Origin of the sequence: Acinetobacter sp. CIP 64.2 (assembly GCF_000369645.1) — a bacterium.
Taxonomy (GTDB): domain Bacteria; phylum Pseudomonadota; class Gammaproteobacteria; order Pseudomonadales; family Moraxellaceae; genus Acinetobacter.
Map to the genome: position 1 here is coordinate 111,429 of NZ_KB850122.1, position 21,271 is coordinate 132,699.

Annotated in this window: 19 protein-coding genes; 4 read left to right on the top strand and 15 right to left on the bottom strand. The window is 42.6% G+C overall.

The features are described from left to right. Positions 1-35 precede the first annotated feature (35 nt). Positions 36-665, top strand: a complete 630-nt coding sequence (locus tag F895_RS10565; protein ID WP_005240953.1) for a LysE family translocator — start codon at positions 36-38, stop codon at positions 663-665. A 37-nt stretch (positions 666-702) separates the two neighbouring features. Here F895_RS10565 and F895_RS10560 read toward each other — a convergent pair whose 3' ends face one another. From F895_RS10560 to F895_RS10550, 3 genes are all read right to left on the bottom strand, one after another. Beyond that, positions 703-3,852, bottom strand: coding sequence for an efflux RND transporter permease subunit (locus F895_RS10560; protein ID WP_005240955.1), 3,150 nt, complete (start codon positions 3,850-3,852; stop codon positions 703-705). A 1-nt stretch (position 3,853) separates the two neighbouring features. Then, the gene (locus F895_RS10555) at positions 3,854-5,044 is read right to left on the bottom strand and encodes an efflux RND transporter periplasmic adaptor subunit (RefSeq protein ID WP_005240956.1); all 1,191 of its coding nucleotides are present in this window, start codon (positions 5,042-5,044) and stop codon (positions 3,854-3,856) included. 182 nt (positions 5,045-5,226) lie between these two features. Then, positions 5,227-5,679 (bottom strand): Lrp/AsnC family transcriptional regulator, encoded by a 453-nt coding sequence (locus F895_RS10550; protein ID WP_005240958.1) that lies wholly within the window; start codon positions 5,677-5,679, stop codon positions 5,227-5,229. Positions 5,680-5,831: 152 nt separating this feature from the next. Between F895_RS10550 and F895_RS10545 the strand changes: the two genes are divergently transcribed. Beyond that, complete coding sequence (locus F895_RS10545) at positions 5,832-6,449, top strand: LysE family translocator (RefSeq protein WP_005240961.1); 618 nt, start codon at positions 5,832-5,834, stop codon at positions 6,447-6,449. A gap of 72 nt (positions 6,450-6,521) precedes the next feature. Here the strand turns inward: F895_RS10545 and dapC are convergent, their stop codons facing one another. The 4 genes from dapC to F895_RS10525 form a co-directional block, all read right to left on the bottom strand. Beyond that, a complete protein-coding gene (gene dapC, locus F895_RS10540; RefSeq protein WP_005240962.1) occupies positions 6,522-7,691 on the bottom strand; it encodes a succinyldiaminopimelate transaminase in 1,170 nt (389 codons plus the stop codon). Between the two features lie 25 nt (positions 7,692-7,716). Continuing rightward, the gene (gene glnD / locus F895_RS10535; protein ID WP_005240963.1) at positions 7,717-10,380 is read right to left on the bottom strand and encodes a [protein-PII] uridylyltransferase; all 2,664 of its coding nucleotides are present in this window, start codon (positions 10,378-10,380) and stop codon (positions 7,717-7,719) included. Between the two features lie 71 nt (positions 10,381-10,451). Then, entirely contained in the window at positions 10,452-11,669 is a 1,218-nt protein-coding gene (gene purT / locus F895_RS10530; protein ID WP_171057878.1) for a formate-dependent phosphoribosylglycinamide formyltransferase, read from the bottom strand. A 122-nt stretch (positions 11,670-11,791) separates the two neighbouring features. Next, positions 11,792-12,181 (bottom strand): tautomerase family protein, encoded by a 390-nt coding sequence (locus F895_RS10525; protein ID WP_005240967.1) that lies wholly within the window; start codon positions 12,179-12,181, stop codon positions 11,792-11,794. Positions 12,182-12,368: 187 nt separating this feature from the next. On the opposite strand from F895_RS10525, the gene F895_RS10520 reads away from it, so the two are divergent. Next, positions 12,369-12,833, top strand: coding sequence for a hypothetical protein (locus tag F895_RS10520; RefSeq protein WP_026040200.1), 465 nt, complete (start codon positions 12,369-12,371; stop codon positions 12,831-12,833). Between the two features lie 60 nt (positions 12,834-12,893). Here the strand turns inward: F895_RS10520 and F895_RS10515 are convergent, their stop codons facing one another. Next, entirely contained in the window at positions 12,894-13,211 is a 318-nt protein-coding gene (locus tag F895_RS10515) for a hypothetical protein (RefSeq protein WP_005240970.1), read from the bottom strand. Between the two features lie 209 nt (positions 13,212-13,420). Then, complete coding sequence (locus F895_RS10510; protein WP_026040201.1) at positions 13,421-14,128, bottom strand: Crp/Fnr family transcriptional regulator; 708 nt, start codon at positions 14,126-14,128, stop codon at positions 13,421-13,423. Positions 14,129-14,232: 104 nt separating this feature from the next. Here F895_RS10510 and F895_RS10505 point away from each other — a divergent pair, with 104 nt between their 5' ends. Further along, the gene (locus tag F895_RS10505; protein WP_005240974.1) at positions 14,233-14,766 is read left to right on the top strand and encodes an Mpo1 family 2-hydroxy fatty acid dioxygenase; all 534 of its coding nucleotides are present in this window, start codon (positions 14,233-14,235) and stop codon (positions 14,764-14,766) included. A gap of 82 nt (positions 14,767-14,848) precedes the next feature. On the opposite strand, the gene ychF is transcribed toward F895_RS10505, so the two are convergent. The 6 genes from ychF to F895_RS10475 form a co-directional block, all read right to left on the bottom strand. Then, positions 14,849-15,940 carry a redox-regulated ATPase YchF gene (ychF, locus tag F895_RS10500; RefSeq protein WP_004653068.1) on the bottom strand — a complete coding sequence of 364 codons (1,092 nt, stop codon included), beginning with the start codon at positions 15,938-15,940 and terminating at the stop codon, positions 14,849-14,851. Positions 15,941-16,039: 99 nt separating this feature from the next. Continuing rightward, positions 16,040-16,699: a methionine ABC transporter permease gene (locus F895_RS10495; RefSeq protein ID WP_005240976.1), complete on the bottom strand. Its 660-nt coding sequence runs from the start codon at positions 16,697-16,699 to the stop codon at positions 16,040-16,042. Beyond that, entirely contained in the window at positions 16,680-17,750 is a 1,071-nt protein-coding gene (locus F895_RS10490) for a methionine ABC transporter ATP-binding protein (protein WP_005240978.1), read from the bottom strand. The genes F895_RS10495 and F895_RS10490 overlap by 20 nt, the downstream gene beginning before the upstream one ends. Before the next feature lie 11 nt (positions 17,751-17,761). After that, entirely contained in the window at positions 17,762-18,592 is an 831-nt protein-coding gene (locus F895_RS10485) for a MetQ/NlpA family ABC transporter substrate-binding protein (protein WP_005240980.1), read from the bottom strand. Positions 18,593-18,627: 35 nt separating this feature from the next. Then, entirely contained in the window at positions 18,628-20,040 is a 1,413-nt protein-coding gene (locus tag F895_RS10480; protein WP_005240982.1) for an LLM class flavin-dependent oxidoreductase, read from the bottom strand. Further along, complete coding sequence (locus F895_RS10475) at positions 20,040-21,263, bottom strand: SfnB family sulfur acquisition oxidoreductase (protein WP_005240984.1); 1,224 nt, start codon at positions 21,261-21,263, stop codon at positions 20,040-20,042. The genes F895_RS10480 and F895_RS10475 overlap by 1 nt, the downstream gene beginning before the upstream one ends. Positions 21,264-21,271: the final 8 nt, after the last annotated feature.

Below are 21,271 nucleotides of genomic sequence, written 5' to 3' on the forward strand. Positions count from 1 at the left end.
TCTTAAGCTGACTCCCATTGATTTGGAGAGGATGTATGGAGCTTTTTCTGACGATTGCGATCACTCATTTTATCGCTTTGCTGACACCAGGGGCAGATTTCTTTTTAATTTTAAAAACAGTCATACAAAGCAGTAAAACGGTAGCGAGATATACCTGTGCAGGAATCGCATTTGGCAATGCGATTATTTTAATTGTGATTTATTACAGCCTATTCCTGATGGGGCGGATGAATGCTGACTTATTAATCTTACTGAAATGGTTGGGTGTAATGTATTTTGCTTATCTGACCATTCAATGTTTTCGTTTGGCACACTCAGTAAAAATAGCCAACAATCATACCGAGTATCATATCAAAAAACATCGAAAAAATAGCGAGTTGAAGGCGTTTCTATCCGGCTTGCTCTCAAGCTTGTTAAACCCGAAAAATTTGATGTTCTATACGGTATTGGTAATCTTGATTTACCCTCAATTTAGTGTTGTTCAAAATGCTTTGGTCTGTTTTTGGATGGTCGGTTTGGTGTTGATCTGGAATCTCACTATTGTTCAATTGATCGGTTCAAGTATTTACCTGTCATGGTTAAATCGGCATCTGCATCATTTATATTATTTAGCAGGTTTCGCTTTTCTGCTATTTATGTTAGCGCTGATATTGTATTCAAGATAAAAAAGGCGGTTCAAACCGCCTTTTTTATTCACACTTATTACGTTGGTCCAATAGTTTTGGCTTCGGTCTTCCTCAAGCTGTGTATCTTGCGATTAATATCATCAATAAAGGTATAGACGACAGGAATCACCAGCAATGATAAAAACGTACTGGTAATCAAGCCTCCAATTACAGCGATTGCCATTGGTGCGCGAAAGCTCGGATCTGTACCGATACCGAGAGCAATCGGTAACATCCCGGCACCCATTGCCAGTGTGGTCATGATAATCGGACGTGCCCGTTTATGGCAGGCATCAAGTAGTGCGTTCAAGCGAGAATAATGCTTCTCATTCCTTGCAATAATGGCGTAATCGACCAGTAAGATTGAGTTTTTACTGGCGATGCCCATCAGCATGATCAGACCAATCAAGCTTGGCATAGAGAAGCTACTTTTCGCTAATAGCAGCATCACGAATGCACCACCAAGTGATAAGGGTAAGGCGACCAGAATGGTAATAGGTTGTAAAAAGTCTTTGAATAACAATACCAACACCACATAGATACATAACACACCCGTTAGCATGGCGAGACCAAAACTCGAGAATAATTCCTGCATGACTTCGGCATCCCCAATATTGGTGCGTTTAACCGTTGGTGGCAGATTTTTCATGGTTGGTAGTTGGTCCACTTTTGCGGCAATATCCCCCAAAGGTTGATTATTCAACTCAATATTGAAGTTGATGTTACGTAAGCGATTAAAGCGATCAATTTGTGATGGGCCGCTTTCAATGTTGACCTCGGCAATGTTACCCAACATCACAGGACCATGACTGCCTTTGACCATGAGGCGCTTCATCAATTCCTGATCCTGTCGTGCAGCCAGTGGAAGCTTGATCACAACTGGCACCTGACGTTGAGATAAATTTAACTTTGCCAGATTTTGATCAAAATCACCTGCAGTTGCGATTCGTAAAGTTTCAGCAATATCATAGGTGGTTACGCCAAGATCTGCTGCCTTGGCGAAGTCTGGACGAATCACCAATTCTGGACGAATCAGGGCTGCACTTGACGTGATACTGCCAATATTAGGAATGGTTCTCAGCTCACGTTCAAGGCTTCGAGCCGTTGACATCAGTGCATCAGGATCATCTCCAGAGAGAGCAATCTGATATTGACCATTATTACCTGCAAGTCCGACTTGAATTCGCGCACCGGGAAGAGGAGCGAGTCGTTGCCGAATTTGATCTTCAATATCTTGCAGGCTTGCACTGCGATCTGACCGTTCGGTGGTTTGAATGGTCAATGTAGCCTTACGTGGTTCACTGGATGCACCACCCGAGAAGGGGTCTGTTCCAGCCGCACCACCGCCAATGGTGGTGTAGATGCTTTTAATCTCTGGATAATCTTTAATTAGGTTACGTGTATATTCGGCTGTTTTAAGGGTGTCTCTAAATTGAGAACCCGGTGTTAGCTCTAGGCGAACTTGGGTTTGCCCGGTATCTGGTGGAGGAACGAAACCAGTCGGTAACAATGGAATCAACATCAGTGAGGCAATAAAGAAGGCAATTGCTCCGCCTAAGGTGACCCATCGATGATTCAGGCACCACGTCACCAAACGCATATAGCTGCGCATGACTTTGCCATCTTTTGCGCGGTCATTGGCGAGTCTGCTGTTCCCTTGGTCGGTTATCGCTTGGGCAGTTGTGAATTCATCATGTTGTTCTACCTTCCCGATCCAAGGTTTTAGAATGTAGGCGGACATCATTGGCGTGAGTAATCGTGCGACTAAGAGCGAGGCAAAAATTGCCAACGCTGCAGTCCAGCCAAATTGAACAAAAAATTTACCTGCAATACCACTCATAAATGCAGTTGGTAAGAACACGGCAATCAGGGTAAAGGTAGTCGCGATGACGGCTAGACCAATTTCATCGGCGGCTTCCATCGCGGCTTCATAGGGTGTTTTGCCCATACGTAAATGTCGGATGATATTTTCAATTTCAACAATCGCATCATCGACCAGAATCCCCACCACCAAGGACATGGCTAATAGGGTGACAGTGTTGAGGGTGAAACCAAAGAAATACATACCAATCATGGCAGGTAAAATTGACAATGGCAGGGCGGTTGCGGCAATAATCGTAGCGCGCCAGTCTCTCAAGAACAACCACACTACCAAGATCGCAAGGATTGCACCTTCATAAAGTAGGGACATCGAACCATGATAATTGTCAACTACCGGATTCACGAAGTTAAATGCTTCGGTAATCTTGATATCGGGGTGTGCTGCTTTGAGTTTTGCAAGTGCTTCGGTCACACCTTTTTGAACATCGACCTCACTGGCACCTTTGCTGCGGGTAATTTCAAAGCCAATCACAGGTTGGCCATTTAATAATGCTGCGGAACGCCGTTCAGCAATCCCATCGCGGACAGTCGCAACTTGATCAAGACGGATATGCCGACCATCACTCAAGGCGATATCCATAGCACCGATTTCAGCTGCTGATTTGACGGTGGCAATCGTTCGAATGGATTGTTCACTGCCGCCAATTTTGGTTTGTCCACCAGAAGCATCTTGCTGGGTCAAGCGAAGTTGACGCGTGATATCAGTTGCAGTTGTATTGAGTGCTAATAATTTTTCAGGATCGAGTTCAACTTCAACTTGACGAGTTACTCCTCCCACACGTGAAACTGCACCAACCCCTTTAACTTGTAGCATCGCACGGGCAATATCATAGTCTACAAACCATGATAGTGCTTCTTCATCCATTTTTGGGGATTGAATGGTATAGGTCAGAATGGGTGAGCCAGAGAGATTAATTTTACTGACAATGGGATCGCGTAAATCGGCGGGTAGATCGGAGCGTACTTGAGAAACTGCATTCCGAACATCGTCCACCGCTTCTTGTAATGGTTTTTCAAGTTGAAATTCGGCTGTAATTGTGACTACGCCATCTTTGATATTGGTGTATTGGTTTTTTAATCCTTGTAAGGTTGCAATAGAATTTTCAATTTTACGTGCAACTTCGGTTTCAAGTTGTGGTGGTGCTGCACCGGGAAGTGCGGCAGTGACAGTAACCATTGGCAGTTCAATATCTGGGAACTGCTGGATTTTCATCCATTTAAAACAGAGTAAGCCCGCTAATCCAAGCATAATAAATAATAAAATGCCAGGAATAGGATTTCGGATTGACCAAGCGGAGAAATTCATCTTATTTCTCCTGTACAGTCACAAGCTGTTTGCTTAATGGGGTATCTGGAATCTCTTTGACGATGTTGACGAGATCTCCATCTGTCAGGAAGCCAGTGCCTGACGAAACCACTTTGACATTCGGGGCTAAATTCAGGATTTCGACGCGATCACCAAGACGACGACCAACGGCAACCTTTTGTTGGCTTACACGATTGTTATTCGCAACAATAAACACATATGAAAAACCATCACGTAACAGTAGGGCGGTTTGAGGAATGGTTGTTGCTGGTTTTTGGCCTAAATCAAACTCACCTTTGACAAACATACCCATCCGGACTGCCTGTGTGGTTGGAATATCCACATAGACCAGCCCGTAACGGGTTTGTGGATCGATGACAGGTGCAATCATTCTTACTTTGCCGATAACTGCGGGCTGTGCTGGATCTGGTGAAACAATATGTGCTGCCATCCCTTGCTGGAGTTTGTATAAATCAGACGTCGTGACTTCTGCACGCCATTCCAGACGATGATTGCGAATGAGACGAAACAGTTCTTGTCCTGTTTGAGCTAAAGCACCAACAGTTGCTGTACGCGCTGAAATCACGCCATTATCAGGTGAAATCACTTGGGTTTGGGCTAGGCGTAATTGATTGCTTTCGATCTGAGCTTTAGCTGCATCAAGACGTGCTTGTGCCGTGGCCTGAGAGGTTTGGTATTGGGTGGATTCCTGAGCTGAAATTGCCCCAGTATTTTTGAGTTGCTGGATACGTTTATTATGGGTGATGGCATCACTCAGCACAGCTTGCGCTTCTGCATAACTTGCTTTGGCTACAGCGAGGTCGGCGCGAATGGTGTCACTGTTAATTTCTGCTAAGACCTGACCGCGTTTGACTTCATCACCTACATTGACGTTGACATGGGTCAGACGTTGGCCTGAGAGCTCACTGCCAATGATGACTTCTTGCCAAGCAGCGATGTTGCCATTTGCAGTCAAGGTCTGTTTCCAGTTTTGTAGCTCAGGTTGGGCTACGGTAACGGTCAAGGCCGCTTTCTGTGTCGTTGTAGTGCTACCTTTTTGTGGTCCAGTATCTGTTGTTTTTTTAGTCGCCCCAGTCTGCCAAAGAATGATGATAGCAATAATAAGTACAATAACGATTGCTAAAATCAGCCAACCCTTTTTCTTTATTTTCTTGGGAGTGTGAGAAGTCATCTTTCCATAGTCATCAAGTTTTGATGGCTAAGTATAGACGAAGATTTCAGCAGTTGGTCAAGAGAGATTAAGCAGATAAAAAAATTAATAAAGTCGCTTATGTTTATGACTTTTCAGCTTAGGAAAAGTGTGAATTGTTTCAATCCCGAACTTTTTATTCTACCCCAAATGATCATTAATGCTTAAAGAGGCAGTAAACGATTGGAGACCACATTTTTCATGACAATGGTTGAGGTCAAACGTTGAACATTGGGTAATGCAGAGAGGCTGTCATCGTAGAGTTTTTGGAAACTGGCCAAGTCTTTAGCAACCACATGCAATAAATAATCTGGATTTCCAAATAAACGTTGTGCCTGAATCACATTGGCAATTTCAATAACTTTTTCTTCAAAAGCAGAAAGGGCTTTTTTATCGCCGTCTTTTAAGGTGACAAAGATAATGGCTGAGAAATTAAGCCCAATTTTTGAGGCTTCCAAATCGGCATGATAGCCTTTGATTACTCCTGTTTCTTCAAGTGCTTTGACGCGACGGTGGCAGGGAGACAGACTTAAACCGATTCTTTCGGCCAGCTCTGTGATAGATAATCGCCCATTTGCTTGTAGTTCAGCAATAATTTTCTTATCAATGCGATCCATTTAGAAGAATCTCCCTTAGGGCTTTGAAGATGTAGAAGTATTTAGAATAACATTTTCTTCATTAAAGCATATCCTTTCTCAACAATCTTCACCGAACGGTGAAAAAAAAGGCTGTTGAAAATAGCATTTATGAATTGAGAAGGGCGTTGCTAATGGAACTCAGTGTGATTTTTGCGTTTTGGTGTGTTTCGATTTTATTCGTTTTAACACCTGGTGCGGATTGGGCATATGCCATTCTTGCAGGTGTTCGAGGGCAGTTTGTTTTAAATGCGGTCACAGGCTTGGTGCTCGGGCATCTCATGGCAATTTTATGTGTTGCTGCGGGGGTCGGTGCATTGGTACAACATTACCCGATTTTACTCACTGTAATGACAGTCATGGGGGCTTGTTATTTATTCTGGATGGGAGTGCGGCTATTTATGCATCCTGCCACTATTTCTACTGAGAGTAATACAACACAATCTTTAGATTCTGCACGTTCATGGTTAATTAAAGGGGTTGGTATTAGTGGTTTAAACCCAAAAGTGTTATTGCTATTTTTTGCTTTATTACCCCCCTTTATTCATCCTCAAATGGCATTTTCACCGACAACCCAGATTATTTTGTTGGGGATGGTTCATTTACTCAGTTGTGCTGTAGTGTATGTACTGGTCGGGATTGCAGCTAAAAGAATACTGAGAACGCGACCGCTGGCAGTGAAACGGGTTAGCCGTATTTCTGGGGGATTAATGGTTTTGATTGCCACCCTCTTGCTTATTGGGCAGGTTTGATACAGTAGGGTGCTTTATTAATAGCTGTAAGTTCCCTAGAAAAAATCCCCGAATGTTCGGGGATTTTTTAATTTAAAGGATGGCTTTCAGGCGTTTGACCACTTCTTCACATTGTGCTAAATCAGCCACTAAGGCCATTCTGACATGACCTTCACCAGGATTGCCTTGTTCAGTATCTCTTGACAAATAACGACCTGGTAAAACCTTGATATGCGCTTTTTCCATCAGCATTTTGGCAAAAGTCTCATCGTTGTCCACTTTTAACCAATAATAGAAACCTGCATCTGGTTTTTGTAATGGCAATAGATGACCAAGTTTAGACTGGAATAAATCAAACTTTGCACGGTACTGCTGACGGTTTTCTTCAACATGTGCTTCGTCATTCCATGCCGCAATCGACGCCAGTTGATTTTGTACTGGCATTGCAGCGCCGTGATAGGTGCGGTATTGCAGATATGGTTTTAATAAAGCCGCATCACCTGCAACAAAACCAGAACGCATGCCCGGTAAGTTTGAACGTTTAGACAGGGAATGGAAAACGATGCAATTCTTATAATCATCACGACCCATTTCGGCACACACTTCTAAAAGCCCAATCGGTGCTTGATCAAACCAAAGTTCTGAATAGCATTCATCCGATGCAATCACGAAACCGTATTGGTCAGATAGTGCAATCAGTTTTTTAAACTGCTCTTTTGACAGAACCGTTCCTGTTGGGTTGCCTGGGGTACACACAAACAGTAATGCTGTTTTTTCCCAGACTTCCGCAGGGACTGCATCAAAGTCACCGAGGTAACCATTTTCTTCGGTACAGTTAATGAAATAGGGTTTTGCACCTGCAAGCAGGGCTGCACCTTCATAGATCTGATAAAACGGATTTGGCATCACCACATAGGGTGCATCTTCACGTTTAATCAAGGCCTGTACAAAAGAGAAGATCCCTTCACGTGTACCAGAAACAGGCAGAATATGATCCTCTGCACTAATATGATTCAACTTGAAGCGATTGGTGAGCCACTGTGCAATACTTTGACGCAACTCAGGCAGGCCTTTACTGTTTGGGTAGGTTGATAAGTGGGCAAAATTATCAATAATCGCTTGTTTAACGAACTCTGGGGCTGGATGTTTAGGCTCACCAATCGATAAAGGAATCAAAGGTAAATTGGCAGGTTGCACATCTTTAAATAGTTGATTTAACTTTTCAAAAGGATAGGGATGCAATAACGACAAGCTAGAGTTCATTTAAACAGTTACCAAACAATAAAATTTAAGATGGATTACAAATTTGATTCGAGGCTTCATCTAAAGCGGCTTTTAAGCTTTCCGCAAAAGTTTTCACTTCTTCATCGCTGAGCAAGACACCATTTTTCTTGGTGACAAAGAAAATATCTTCCGCACGTTCACCCAGTGTGGCAATTCTTGCAGAATGGATATCCAAACCTTGCAACATGAATAAACCACCGATACGTGCCAGTAGGCCCGGATGGTCAAGGGTCGAAATTTCAACCATGTGTTGCTGTAACGTCGGGTTCAAGACAATATCCACGGTATTTTGCACATCAAAATGACGCAAATGACGGGGGATACGGCGTTGCATGATCCCTGGATATTGATCCGAATGGCTTAATGCATCAACCAAAGCGGCTTTCACTTTGCGTTCGCGATCTGGGTCAGTTAGTAAAGTACCAAAACGGTCAAGCACCAGGTAGGTATCTAAGCTGAATGAGGTTGAAGCAGTGATAATGCGTGCATCCTGAACATCAAGGTTCATACGATCCAGTACCGCAACCGTGGTGGCAAACAAGTTTGGTTGATCACGGGTATAGATAAAGATCTGAACCGCATCATCGGCCGCATTACGATGTGCACGTAATAATACCAAAGGTTCTGGATTATCGCCGTGTTGTAAAATCGCTTGGGTATGCCATGCAATTTCATTGGCGGATTCTTTGACAAAGTATTCATCGCCTAGTTCTTGCCAGACTTTCTCTACTTCAGCCAGAGAGAAGTCATTGACCAAGAGTTCACTTGCAGCAAATTTGGTATCTTCAATCAGCATTTGATAATCAACTGGACGGCCCAAGCCTGAACGAATCACATCACGTGCATACGTATACAGCTGACGCATGAGTGATGCACGCCATGTATTCCAAAGTTTTGGATTGGTCGCGTTAATATCGGCCACCGTCAGGGCATAGAGATAATCAAGATGCTCCATGTCCCCGACTTTTTCAGCAAAGTCTCTGACTTCATCTGGGTCGGAAATATCTTTTTTCTGTGCGGTAAGGGACATTAGCAGGTGATTGTTAATCAGCCATGCAACCAGTTTGCATTCACGTTCGGTAAATCCATGGGTACGACAGAATTCAATTGCATCTAATGCCCCCAGTTCACTGTGATCACCACCACGACCTTTGGCAATGTCATGGAAAATCGCGGCCATATAGACGATGTCATGGCGAGAGATACGCTGAAACACAGAGCTAACCACAGGAAATTCTTTGGCAAATTCGGGTTCTTTAAAGCGACTTAAATTACGCAGTAATAGGAGCGTATGTGCATCGACCGTATAAATATGGAATAGGTCGTATTGCATTAATCCAGTAATTTGCCCAAAAGCAGGAATGTAATTGCCCAATACGCCATAACGCTTCATCGCTACCATGGTGTCATATAAATGAGGTGAGCGAATAATCGACATAAACAAAGCTTGATGTTCTGGATTATTACGGAAGCGCTGGTCAATCCGTTTGGCTGCAAGCACAAGCAGACGCAAGGTACGGGCGCGAATCCCGGTAATTTCAGGACGGTTAGCCAACAGATAGAACAATTCTAAGATGGCAATTGGTTCTTCTGAAAAGACTTTGTGATGCTGAACAGCCAATTTGCCATCGACAATTTTAAAACGCTCATTGATGTCGATGATATGACGTTCATAATCAGGCAGACGCGGGGTAATCACCGATTCATTGAAATAGGCGAGTAGCATTTCATTCAGCGTTGAAACTTGCTGCGCAGTACGATAGTAGCGCTTCATGAACTGTTCAACGGCAAAATTAACAGGCTGACCTTCTTCACGTACATAGCCAAACTTTGCTGCGATATCACGTTGATATTCAAACAACAGACGATTTTCATCGCGTTTGGCTAAACGGTGTAAGTGGGTACGAATTTCCCATAAGAAACTTTCCGCTTCTTCCAGTACACCCAATTCAAACTCAGTAATAAAGCCTAAATGGACTAAATCATAGATGCGATTGACACGGAAATGACGTTTGGCGATCCAGCCGATTTGGTTGATATCGCGAATACCACCCGGTGCATTTTTGATATCAGGCTCTAAATTACTCTCAGTATTATTGTGTTGTGCATAGCGTTTGGCTTGTTCTGCCATTTTGGCATCATAGAAGGTTTGATCCGTCCATGTTTGCGCAACAATACGGCGTGGCCATTTGGCTAATTGTTGATTGCCTGTAATGAGACGGGCTTCAATCAAGGTGGTGGCAACAGTTAAGTCATTAATGGCTTGTTCGACACAGTTCTGAATGGTACGGACGCTGATGCCGGGTTTGAAATTACCGACATCCCATAACGATGAAATAAAGGTCGAGATCAGTTTTTCTTGTTCTTCACTGATTTCATCCTCAGATAAAATCATGATATCGGTATCAGAATAAGGCAGCATCTCATGGCGGCCATAGCCACCGACTGCAAATAAACCCAATTCAGTTTGATCTAGGCCTGCGTGGTTCCAAAGGAAGATCAAGGCTTCATCAATCGAATCTGAACGCGCACCAATCACATCACGAATGGGTTGTCCATTTTCATAACTCTCCTGTAATTGCTTTTCTACATCCGTACGCCATTGGTTAATCGCTTGAATATCATGAAGACTGGTGACGTAGTTCAACAAAGGAGAGGTCTTGATCATAAAGCTGAGTCTTCTATCAAAGCCCCTCTAAAAAAGAGGGGAAGTTGTGATGATAATAACCTAAGGTCATCTTAAGCGTTGGTTTGTACACTCACTTGGTCTGCGGCATGCTGTGCTAATTCACGTGCAAGATCGGTTGTTTCAGCACGAGCTGTTGCGACACCCATACGGCGGCGTTTAAAGCCTTCAGGTTTACCAAATAGACGTAGATCAGTGTTGGGATTGGCTAATGCAAGATTCAAGCCAGTGAAACTCAGGTTCTTGGCATCTACACCTGCATAAATCACTGCACTTGCAGCCACACTATGGCGTGCTGTATTGACAGGCAGACCGAGAATTGCACGTGCATGCAATTCAAATTCACTTTGGAACTGCGAAGCTAAAGTCACTAAACCCGTATCATGTGGGCGTGGCGAGACTTCGCTAAACCAGACTTTATCGCCTTTGATAAACAGTTCTACCCCGAAGATACCACAACCACCTAACGCAACTGTGACCTTATTTGCAATCCGTTTTGATTCTTGTAACGCAACAGGCGTCATGGCTTGGGGCTGCCAGCTCTCGACATAGTCACCAGCATCTTGACGGTGTCCGATCGGATCACAAAAATGTGTTTCGATTTCACCTGTTTCTGGATTTTTGGCGCGGACTGTGAGCAGAGTAATTTCAAAATCAAAATCAATCTGTGACTCAATAATTACTGTACCTTGATTAACCCGACCACCTTGCATTGCGTAGTCCCAGGCCGCATCCACCTCATCAAAACTCTTAACGCGAGATTGGCCTTTACCTGAAGAAGACATCACGGGTTTTACAAAGTTTGGATAACCAATGTCATCACAGGCTGCGCGGAAGCTTTCCAGTGTATTCGCGAAGCGATAAGCAGAGGTAGGTAAGCCAAGTTCTTCAGCAGCTAAACGGCGAATCCCTTCACGATTCATGGTGAGATTGACTGCTTTAGCCGATGGAATTACCGTTGCAGTTTGGCTTTGTTCAATTTCAATTAAAACTTCAGTAGCAATCGCTTCAATTTCGGGAACGATCAAATTCGGTTTTATGTTTTCAATTAATTGTTTTAATTCGGTTGGATCTGCCATATTCAGGGTGTAGGCATAATGTGCAACTTGCATGGCAGGTGCATGATCATAACGATCTGCAGCATGAACTTCTACACCTAAGCGCTGCAAAGAAATCACAACTTCTTTACCAAGCTCTCCAGAACCTAACAGTAAAACCTTAAATGCAGAAGATTGAAGTGGAGTTCCAAGAGTGACGCTCATGCGAATGATCCTATCCTGAGTAATTTGTGTTTAAGCATAGCAGAACTTTGTGCTGAATTAAGCCCGTATATCACAAAAAAACATGGTTTTTGTTAGACAAAAAAATAGCACTTAGGAGGGTATTTGTCTGTTTAAACATTGACCTGATAATTGAGCTGTAATTCATCCGCATTTTGACCACGGATTCCCCAATTGCATTTTGGTGTTTCAAAAATTGTGATTTCAATGTCTTGGGGTGAAATCCCGCATTGTTGCTCAATATTGCTGAAAATGCTTTGGATCAAGCTTTTTTTTGCTTCGATGCTTCTACCTTCAAACATCGAAATTTCGATAATAAGGTAGTACTGACTACGATCACTGGGATAAATAAAGTTTTCTTTAGCTAAAGCAATAAAACGCTGAAATTTCTTTTCCATAGGATAATTTAAGCTTTCAACCAAAGCCTGATGGATTGCATGTGAAAGTTGAGGTCTAAACTGCTCAATCGTGGACTGCAAGGCATAAATCTTGATGTGTGACATGCTGGTTTTCTTCCTTCTTGAAGTTTTATTTTTTTATATATGAGTAAGTCTGACTTTATGCTGAACAAGAATATAAAATCAATTGTTTAGAATAAAAGGTATACTGCTGAGTAAATAAGTAACAAGCATTGAGAATTATTCCCAAATTGACTAGCATAATGGCCAAATGTTTCATCGGCAATTTGATATGTCTAATCCAAACTTTCGTGTAGCTGCAATTGTGATATGCAGTACTTTTTTATTGGCTGCTTGTGGAAACTCAAGTACTGAACCAAAAGAAAAGGTCGAAATCAAACCTGCGCCGAAACTGAATAATGATGCAACAACCTATGCCAATGCGGCATGGACGTTGATGAATAACATCGATTCGATTGTTTACAATAAACAGACTGCCGATATTGAAGAAAAAGTCAGAAAACCTTTGCGTCAGCTCAGTACCGATTGGCGAATCAACGTTAAAATGACTGACTCGGTAACCGAAGGAAAATATGCACTTTGCCGTAAAGCACTGACCAGTCTGGATACATGGGCGCGTGATGTAAAAGATAATGGCAATGGGTCAGCACAAAAACAGGCTGATTACGAACGTGATAAAGCGCAATGTAAAGATGCGATTGATAATCCTGCCTTGGGGAATACCTCGCCAAAATGAGAATAAAAAAAAGCGAGATCAATAATCTCGCTTTTTAGTGGTTAAAGCTATTGCTAAAACTTAATGGGTTTTAACGGTTTTAGCTGCATCTTGTTTCACTTGAGTTGTTGTGGTACTCGCTGCTTTTTTAGTATCTGTCGTAGCCTTCATCGCTTCATGCTTGGTTGTATCTTTGGTCTTAACCGCTTCTTGTTTCGCTGTAGTGGTTGCTTTAGTTGTTTCTTTTTTGGTTTTCACAACACCAGTTGCAACACATTTTCCACCTTTATGATTTGGTCCTGTACCACCTTGGATTTGAGTTCCTTTCGGGCAGGCAAATGCGCTAGCACTTAATACTGTAAATAAGCCTGCTGTTAGAATAGTTGCGATTTTTCTCATGATTGTATTCTACATTTTAGTAAGCGATAGTGCTTAGCCTTAATTTAGATGAGTTTATAAGGAAAAAGCACAATAATTTTGTGACATATTTTAATTTGTAAGTATCATTTTATAGTGAGATTTTTTCTTTTAATTTAGCTTTAAGATTGACGCGATATTGACCAATTTAGCTCACAGGTCTGTTTAAAAATAATACAAATCACATGCTGCTAGTGCTCTTTTATATATCCCACTGCTGCTAATTGTCTCAGTCGAACTATATCAATTACTTCAATTTTTTTAAAACCGAGACGAATGATGCCCTGTTTTTCAAATAAATTGAGTTCCTGATTTACAGTCTGTCGGGAGATTGTCAGCATATTGGCCAATTGGTCTTGAGAGATTTGGATACTAAAATCCTGAATCTGAGCGCGGTTACCATAGCCTTCTAAAATAAACAGTAAGCGTTGTGCCAGACGTTGGCTAATGCTTTGGGTTTGAATTGCGATTTGCTCTAAAAACACATAGCGTAATTTTTGGCTGGTCAGCAAGGCGAAGTAATACCAGTAATACGGATTTTTAAGCAAAAAATCATTCAGTGGCTGTGCGGGGATTTTTAAGACGACACTTTTTTTCAGGGCGATCGCATCATGCGAACGGGGCTGCTGGTCAATCAGGGAAATTTCACCGAACCACATGATCGGTTCTGCAATAGCAGCAATCGCTTCATTGCCATTGACATCGATATAACCCAAGCTGATTGAGCCTTCTAGTACCCCATAAACACCATCAAACTTATCTTGTGCACTAAAAACGGCTGCATTTTTTTCAACGATCTGTTTCTTGCCATACTCAATAATAAAATTTTGAAAGGGCTCTGCCAGATGACTAAACCATGAATTTTGCTGTAAATGTTGAATATAAATGTGATCTAACACGGTTGTTCCCTTAATAAATAAGTCCATTTGTCAGCTACATGACAACTTTGCTGCAATATTTCTTATAGATTAACAGTATAAACACATGAGATGAGGAATGAGAAATGACAAATTTGGAACGTCTACTCAGCCAATATGCGGCTTATCACTTAGATCGAAATAATATTGTGACCCATTTTGTGGGGATTCCTCTAATTGTTTTTTCTATTCTATGTTTAACCGCACGTGCGGGTATAGAAATTTCCAGTGTTTCAGTCACATTGGCATCGGTGCTAATTGTATTAAGTACAATCTATTATCTTTCACTCGATAAGCTATTTGGTCTTTTGATGCTGGCTTTATTGGCCTTGGTATATCCACTGGCTGTGAAAATTGCGGCTTTACCAATGTGGAGTTGGTTAGGGATCAGTATCGGTATTTTTGTGGTGGGCTGGGTGTTTCAGTTCGTGGGGCATTATTTCGAGAAGAAAAAACCAGCCTTTGTCGATGATGTGATTGGTCTAGCGATTGGACCATTATTTGTATTGGCTGAGTTTGTCTTTTTACTCGGATTCCGTAAGCCGTTACATCAGCGCATTTTAAAAGAGGCACAAATGAAACGTGCTGAAATGGATATGAAACCACAAACAGTTTCGTAAGCCATTTTAAAAGATTAAATTCTTGATAATAAAAAACCGCCAATAAGATCCTTATTGGCGGTTTGGAAATCAAAAAACTGACTTAGACGTTAAAACGGAAGTGCAATACGTCGCCATCTTGAACGACATAAGTTTTACCTTCTAAACGCCATTTACCAGCTTCTTTGGCACCACTTTCACCGTTGTATTGAATGAAGTCATCATAAGCAACACATTCAGCACGGATAAAGCCTTTTTCGAAGTCAGTATGAATCACACCAGCCGCTTGCGGCGCAGTCGCACCGACTTTAACTGTCCAAGCACGAACTTCTTGTACACCTGCAGTGAAGTAAGTTTGTAAGCCAAGTAAGCTATAACCTGCACGAATCACAACGTTTAAGCCTGGTTCTTCCATGCCCATCGCTTCCAAGAATTCAGCACGGTCTTCATCTTCTAATAATGAAATCTCAGCTTCGATCTGGTTGCAAAGGGGTACAACAATCGCATTTTCTTCAGCAGCAAGTTTTTTAACCGCTTCAAGATGTGGGTTATTTTCAAAACCATCTTCTGCAACGTTGGCAATATACATGGTTGGTTTAAGTGTCATTAAACCAAAACCGCGAACTGCTTTACGTTCGTCATCAGAAAGGTCAGCGGCACGTGCTGGTTTACCTTCATCAAGTAAAGGTTGGATTTTTTCTAATACAGCTTTAGTTGCAAGTGCTTCTTTATCGCCACCTTTCGCCGCTTTAGTCAAACGTAACAATGCTTTGGCAACGGTATCAAGGTCAGCAAGTGCAAGTTCAGTGTTGATGGTCGCGATATCATCTAAAGGATCAATTTTACCATTTACGTGAATCACGTTTTCATCTTCGAAACAACGAACCACGTGTGCAATTGCATCCGTTTCACGGATATTGGCAAGGAATTGGTTACCCAAACCTTCACCTTTTGATGCACCAGCAACCAAACCTGCGATATCAACAAATTCCATCGTAGTCGGAATAACACGTTGCGGTTTAACAATTGCTGTAAGTTTGTCTAGGCGTGGATCTGGAACAGGGACAATACCTGTATTCGGTTCAATGGTACAAAACGGAAAGTTTTCAGCTGCAATCGCTGCCTTTGTTAATGCATTAAACAATGTAGATTTACCTACGTTTGGCAGACCAACAATACCGCAATTAAAACCCATGAAACCACTCACAAATGTGTTATTTAAAAATTGCTGCTGATTTTACATGAAAGCCATGACAAAGTCAGGTCATGGCGCGTGCGGATTTTTATTTCGGACTTAAACTTTGCGTTTATCCAGTTGTTTGGCAATATTATCGCCTGTGACTTGTACCAACATCACCAAAACAATCAGCACTAAAATTACCGCCAGCATCACTTGCATATCAAAACGTTGATAGCCGTAACGATAAGCAATATCGCCCAAACCACCTGCACCAATGGCACCGGCAATAGCAGAGGAACTGATCATGGTGACAATGGTCACGGTAAAGCCTGCAACAATCCCTGGTAAAGCTTCAGGAAGCAATACATGCCAAAGAATCTGCTTGCGGTTACAGCCCATTGCTTGTGCTGCTTCAATCAGACCTTGATCCACTTCACGCAGGCTGACTTCGGCAATACGGGCAAAGAACGGAATAGCGGCGATGGTTAAGGGCACAATCGCAGCCAATACGCCATAGCTGGTGCCAACGATCCAACGGGTAAATGGAATCAATGCCACCATTAAAATCAGAAAGGGCACGGAGCGAGTGATGTTAATGATCCAGCCCAAAGGCTGATTGATTTTCTTTGAAGGATAAATCCCAAAATCAGCAGTACTCACTAGAATTAAAGCAATCGGCAGACCAATCAAAAAGGCCAGAATCGCAGAGACACCGACCATGATTAAAGTATCGGTCGTACCTGTGAGTAATAGATCAATGAGTTGATTGTACATAACCGATCACCTCAAGTTGTGTTATTGCAGGATGTTTTTCAAATTGTGAGTGGTTGAGATCAAAGTCGAGATTGCGAATCCCGATGATCAGTGAGCCGATGGTACGCTGCTGAATGCTATCTATCTGACTGTGATAGATTTGAACAGGTCGATTAAAGCCATTCAGCAATTCATAAAGATCAGGAGCGGCTTGTGATTCACTGACATATTTCAGTTTTAAAATCTGATGTGTACTCTCAGGCAGAATGGTTTGACTTAGTTCAAAAGGTAAATTTACCTGCTCAAAATTGAGTAATTCCTGAGTGATCTGTTGTTGCGGATTGGAAAATACCGACCAGACTTGCCCAGACTCAATAATCTCACCTTGATCAATCACGATCACCTGATCACAAATCTCTTGAATGACTTGCATCTCATGAGTGATCAAGACAATGGTTAAACCGAGGTCTCGGTTGATCTGTTTTAATAAGGACAGAATATTGGCGGTACTTTCAGGGTCCAGTGCTGAGGTGGCTTCATCACAGAGCAGGATTTCAGGCTGAGAAACCAGGGCCCGAGCGATACCGACACGTTGTTTTTGTCCACCAGAGAGTTGAGCAGGGTAATCATTTCGCTTTGCCTGTAAGCCAACCAGCGTCAGTACTTCACTGACCCGTTGCTCAATTTCGGCCTTAGCATAACCCGCAATACGTAGCGGTAAAGCCACATTTTCCCATACGGTTTTTGCAGACATTAGATTAAAATGCTGAAAAATCATGCCAATTTTCTGCCGAGTCTTGATCAACTCGGCATGGCTGAGTTCAGCAATATTTTGCTGATGAATTAAAATACTGCCTGTATCAATCGACTCCAGACCATTTAAGGTACGCAGCAGGGAGGATTTACCGGCACCGCTTTTCCCGATAATCCCAACAATCTGTGCTTTGGGAATATCCACATTAATGTCTTTTAAGGCATGTAAGCGTTGGCCCTGTACATCATAAAACTTATTTAAACCGCGTATTTTCAGATGCGGGACTGAAAAATCGACCTGTGAACCAAAACTCACCATGATTGTTCTCCTTATTTCCAGCCAGGGAACCACAACGTTGGACCAAAATCGCTATCCAATGCCGCTTTGACTTTCGGTGAATTTTGATAAATCTCGACAAACTTCTGTAGTTTGCTGTCTTTATCCTGATAGTCATCACGCACCACAAATAAAATCGCATAACGCTTATTGGTATTGTCATCAAACAATAACGCACTTTCAGGATCAGCTGTTTTGGCTAGACGTAGGTAATGTGGATAGCCAAATGCCAGATCAACATCATCAATGGCACGAGCAGTTTGTGGGCCTTCAACTTCGGTAAATTTCAGGTTCTTCGGATTTGCCGTAATGTCTTTCAATGCAGAAAGGTGATTATTGCTGTCTTTCAGTTCAATCAGCTTGGCTTGTTGCAATAGCAATAAAGCACGCCCTTGATTGACAGGATCATTTGGAATGGCAACAGTTGCACCATTTGGTAGTTCATCAAAGCTTTTATATTTTTTTGAATACAGTCCGACATGTGATGCTGCGCCTGCAGCAAATGATTTTAATTTAAAGCCAGTTTCTTTAATGGCATTGTCCAGGAAGGGCTGATGCTGGAAAAAATTTGCATCAATATCACCATGATTTAGTGTAATGTTCGGCGTATTCCAATCGGAAAACTCGACCAATTTGACATTTAAACCTTGCTGTTTGGCTTCATCCGCAGCGACTTGTAACGGATGTGCAAAAGACGGACTAATCCCAATCACCAGTTCACTGCTGTGGTTCTGTCTTTGCTTATTCCAAATCAATAAGGCAATAATCGCAACAACAACGACAAGGCCAATACCCAACCATTTTTTAGAGGCTGTTTGAGCCATATATTTCTCCAATTCTATTCTTAAATGTTTAAATGCTAAGCACTAATTTCTTCAATTGTTTTTAAGTCATGTGTGTTGTTCTGCGCTCTACATCGAAACTGATCGGCAGGATGGCTTGCAGCTAAATGATCCCCTTGGGCAAACAGTTTATTGCGTAATGAACCTGTGGCATATTCAGTTTTATAACGTCCACGTTGCTGTAATTCTGGAATTACCAGTCGAATAAAATCATGATGAGATTCTGGAGCAACCGTACGAGTCAGGTTAAAACCATCAATGCCAGTTTGATCGAGTAGCTTAATCAGATATTCCGCAACTTCAGCACCACTGCCGACAATCAGCGGATAACGTCCACCCAGCACATGTTGCGCTTTTAAGTCATTCTTGCTGATACGTTGTTCTTTAAACTTCTCATTGACGGAGGCAATGCTATTGCTCTTTTGATAAGGAATCGCTTCATCATCTGCAAACTTGGCAAGATCAATGCCGACTGAGCTGGCGTAATGCGCTAAACCTGCTTCTGGACTGGCATATTGGCGATATTCAGCCAGTTTTTGTTGAGCAAGCTCATGTGTTTCAGCGACCACCACGGTGATGCCGACAAAGATTTTAATCGCATTTTCATCACGGCCTTGCTGTATTGCTTGTAAGCGTATTTTATTGACTTGCTGACGAATCTTTTCAGGTTGATCACCACCAATAAAAATACATTCGGCATGACGCGTGGCAAATTGCAGACCTTTCGGTGATGCACCTGCTTGGAAGAGTGTTGGGGTACGCTGTAACGATGGCGCAACCTGAAACACTCCTTGGCTTTGGTAATATTGGCCTTGATGATTGATCGAGTGGACTTTATTTGGATCTGTAAAAATACGCTGTTGCTTATCTTTCTTTAAGGCGTCATTTTCCCAAGAGCCTTCCCAATATTGATAGCAAAGCTGTAAAAACTCCTCGGCCTGATCATAACGCGCATCATGATCTTTCAAGCCTTTTTGCCCAATTAAGCGTTCAGCACTGTCCAGATAGCCTGTGACAATATTCCAGCCCAAACGACCTTGGGTTAAATGATCCAGACTGGCAAATCGCCGTGCAAATTGATAGGGCTGCTCATAGCTGAGATTGACCGTGACACCAAAGCTTAAATTCTGCGTGACCAAGGCCATGGCCGAAATCAGGGTAGAAGGATCATGGCTTGGCAGTTGAATGGACTCTTTTAGGGTCAGCTCAATCCCATTCTGATAGACATCATAAACCCCTGTAATATCCGCAAGGAATAAACCATCAAAAAGACCTTGTTCCAGCGTTTGGGCTAACTCAGTCCAATAATTGAGTTCATTAAATCGATGTGATTGATCACGCGGATGCGTCCATAAGCCATGATTAATATGACCGACACAATTCATATCAAAGGCGTTCAGTAAAATTTTCTTCGGCAGGTTTTGACTCATTATAAAGTCCCCCGACGTGGTGGCAGAATGTCATTCAACACATAATTACCAATGAAGTAATATTTCCAGCGTGCAGCATCGTGCAGGGTATGAACCCGTGCATTACGCCAATGCCGATCCAGACCATCAGCACGTTGACTGCCACGACTGCCGGCCAATTCAATCAGTTTAGAGGAGGCTTTTAAGGCAGTTTCGGTACTATGCGCACGGACTTTTGCCACATCAATTGAGGCTTTAGCTAAGCTCTCTGCATTGAGATCCTGTTTTGCTTTATCGACGGATAGAGCTGCCTGTTTGAGGAGTAATTCGCTGGCTTTGACATCGGTTGCGATACGACCCAGCTCAGACAGGGTTAAAGGGTCTTGTGTGGCGGAATCAATATTGGCATCAATCCAAGGGCGGGCAACACGCACACGCTCCAGTGTTTCCTCAAAGGCAGCACGAGCAATGCCGACTTCAATCGCAGCATGCATAATTTGAGCAAATGGGCCAACCAAAGACTGTTGCTTAAAGGCAGTATCAAAAGGAATCACATCTTCTTTGGCAACGAAGACCTGATTAAACTTGACTGTGCCGCTGCCCGTGGTGCGTTGCCCAAAGCCAGACCAGTCATCAATCAGTTCTAAGCCTTGACTGTCGCGTTGTACTAAAGCCAGAAACTCATTACCCTTTTCATCAACCACTAGGGTAGGAATACGATGTGCAAACAAGCTACCCGTGCAATAAAACTTTTCTCCCTGAATCAGATAACCGTTTTCGCTTGGGATTATGGTGGTTTGTTTATGTGCAGAAGTGCGGGTTTTAAATTCAGCTAAGGCATTGCCAAAACGTGCACCCTGTAATACTTCGTGATAAAGACGTTTCTTTTGCGCTTCAGTACCAGTATTGCGCAATACTTCCAGTGCATAGAAGTGATTTTGTGGAATTTGTCCAATCGAACCATCCGCACCACTAAACAGCGCAATCACTTTGGCAACAGTCAGGCTGGAAACTTCTGCACCGCCATACTGTTTTGGAACAGTAATCGCCCATAAACCTGATTGACTATAGGCTTCGATTTCAGTGAACGGCAAGTTTCGATTGGCATCGCGCTCAACCGCTGCTTGTTTAAACTGCTGACTCAGTTGCGTGGCAATTTCAAGGGCTTCGGCATCGCTTTCAATAATGTGAGCCGCTTTTAAATGGGTTTTGGCAAAACCTTGTAATTCTTGGTATGAGGTCATGATGTACT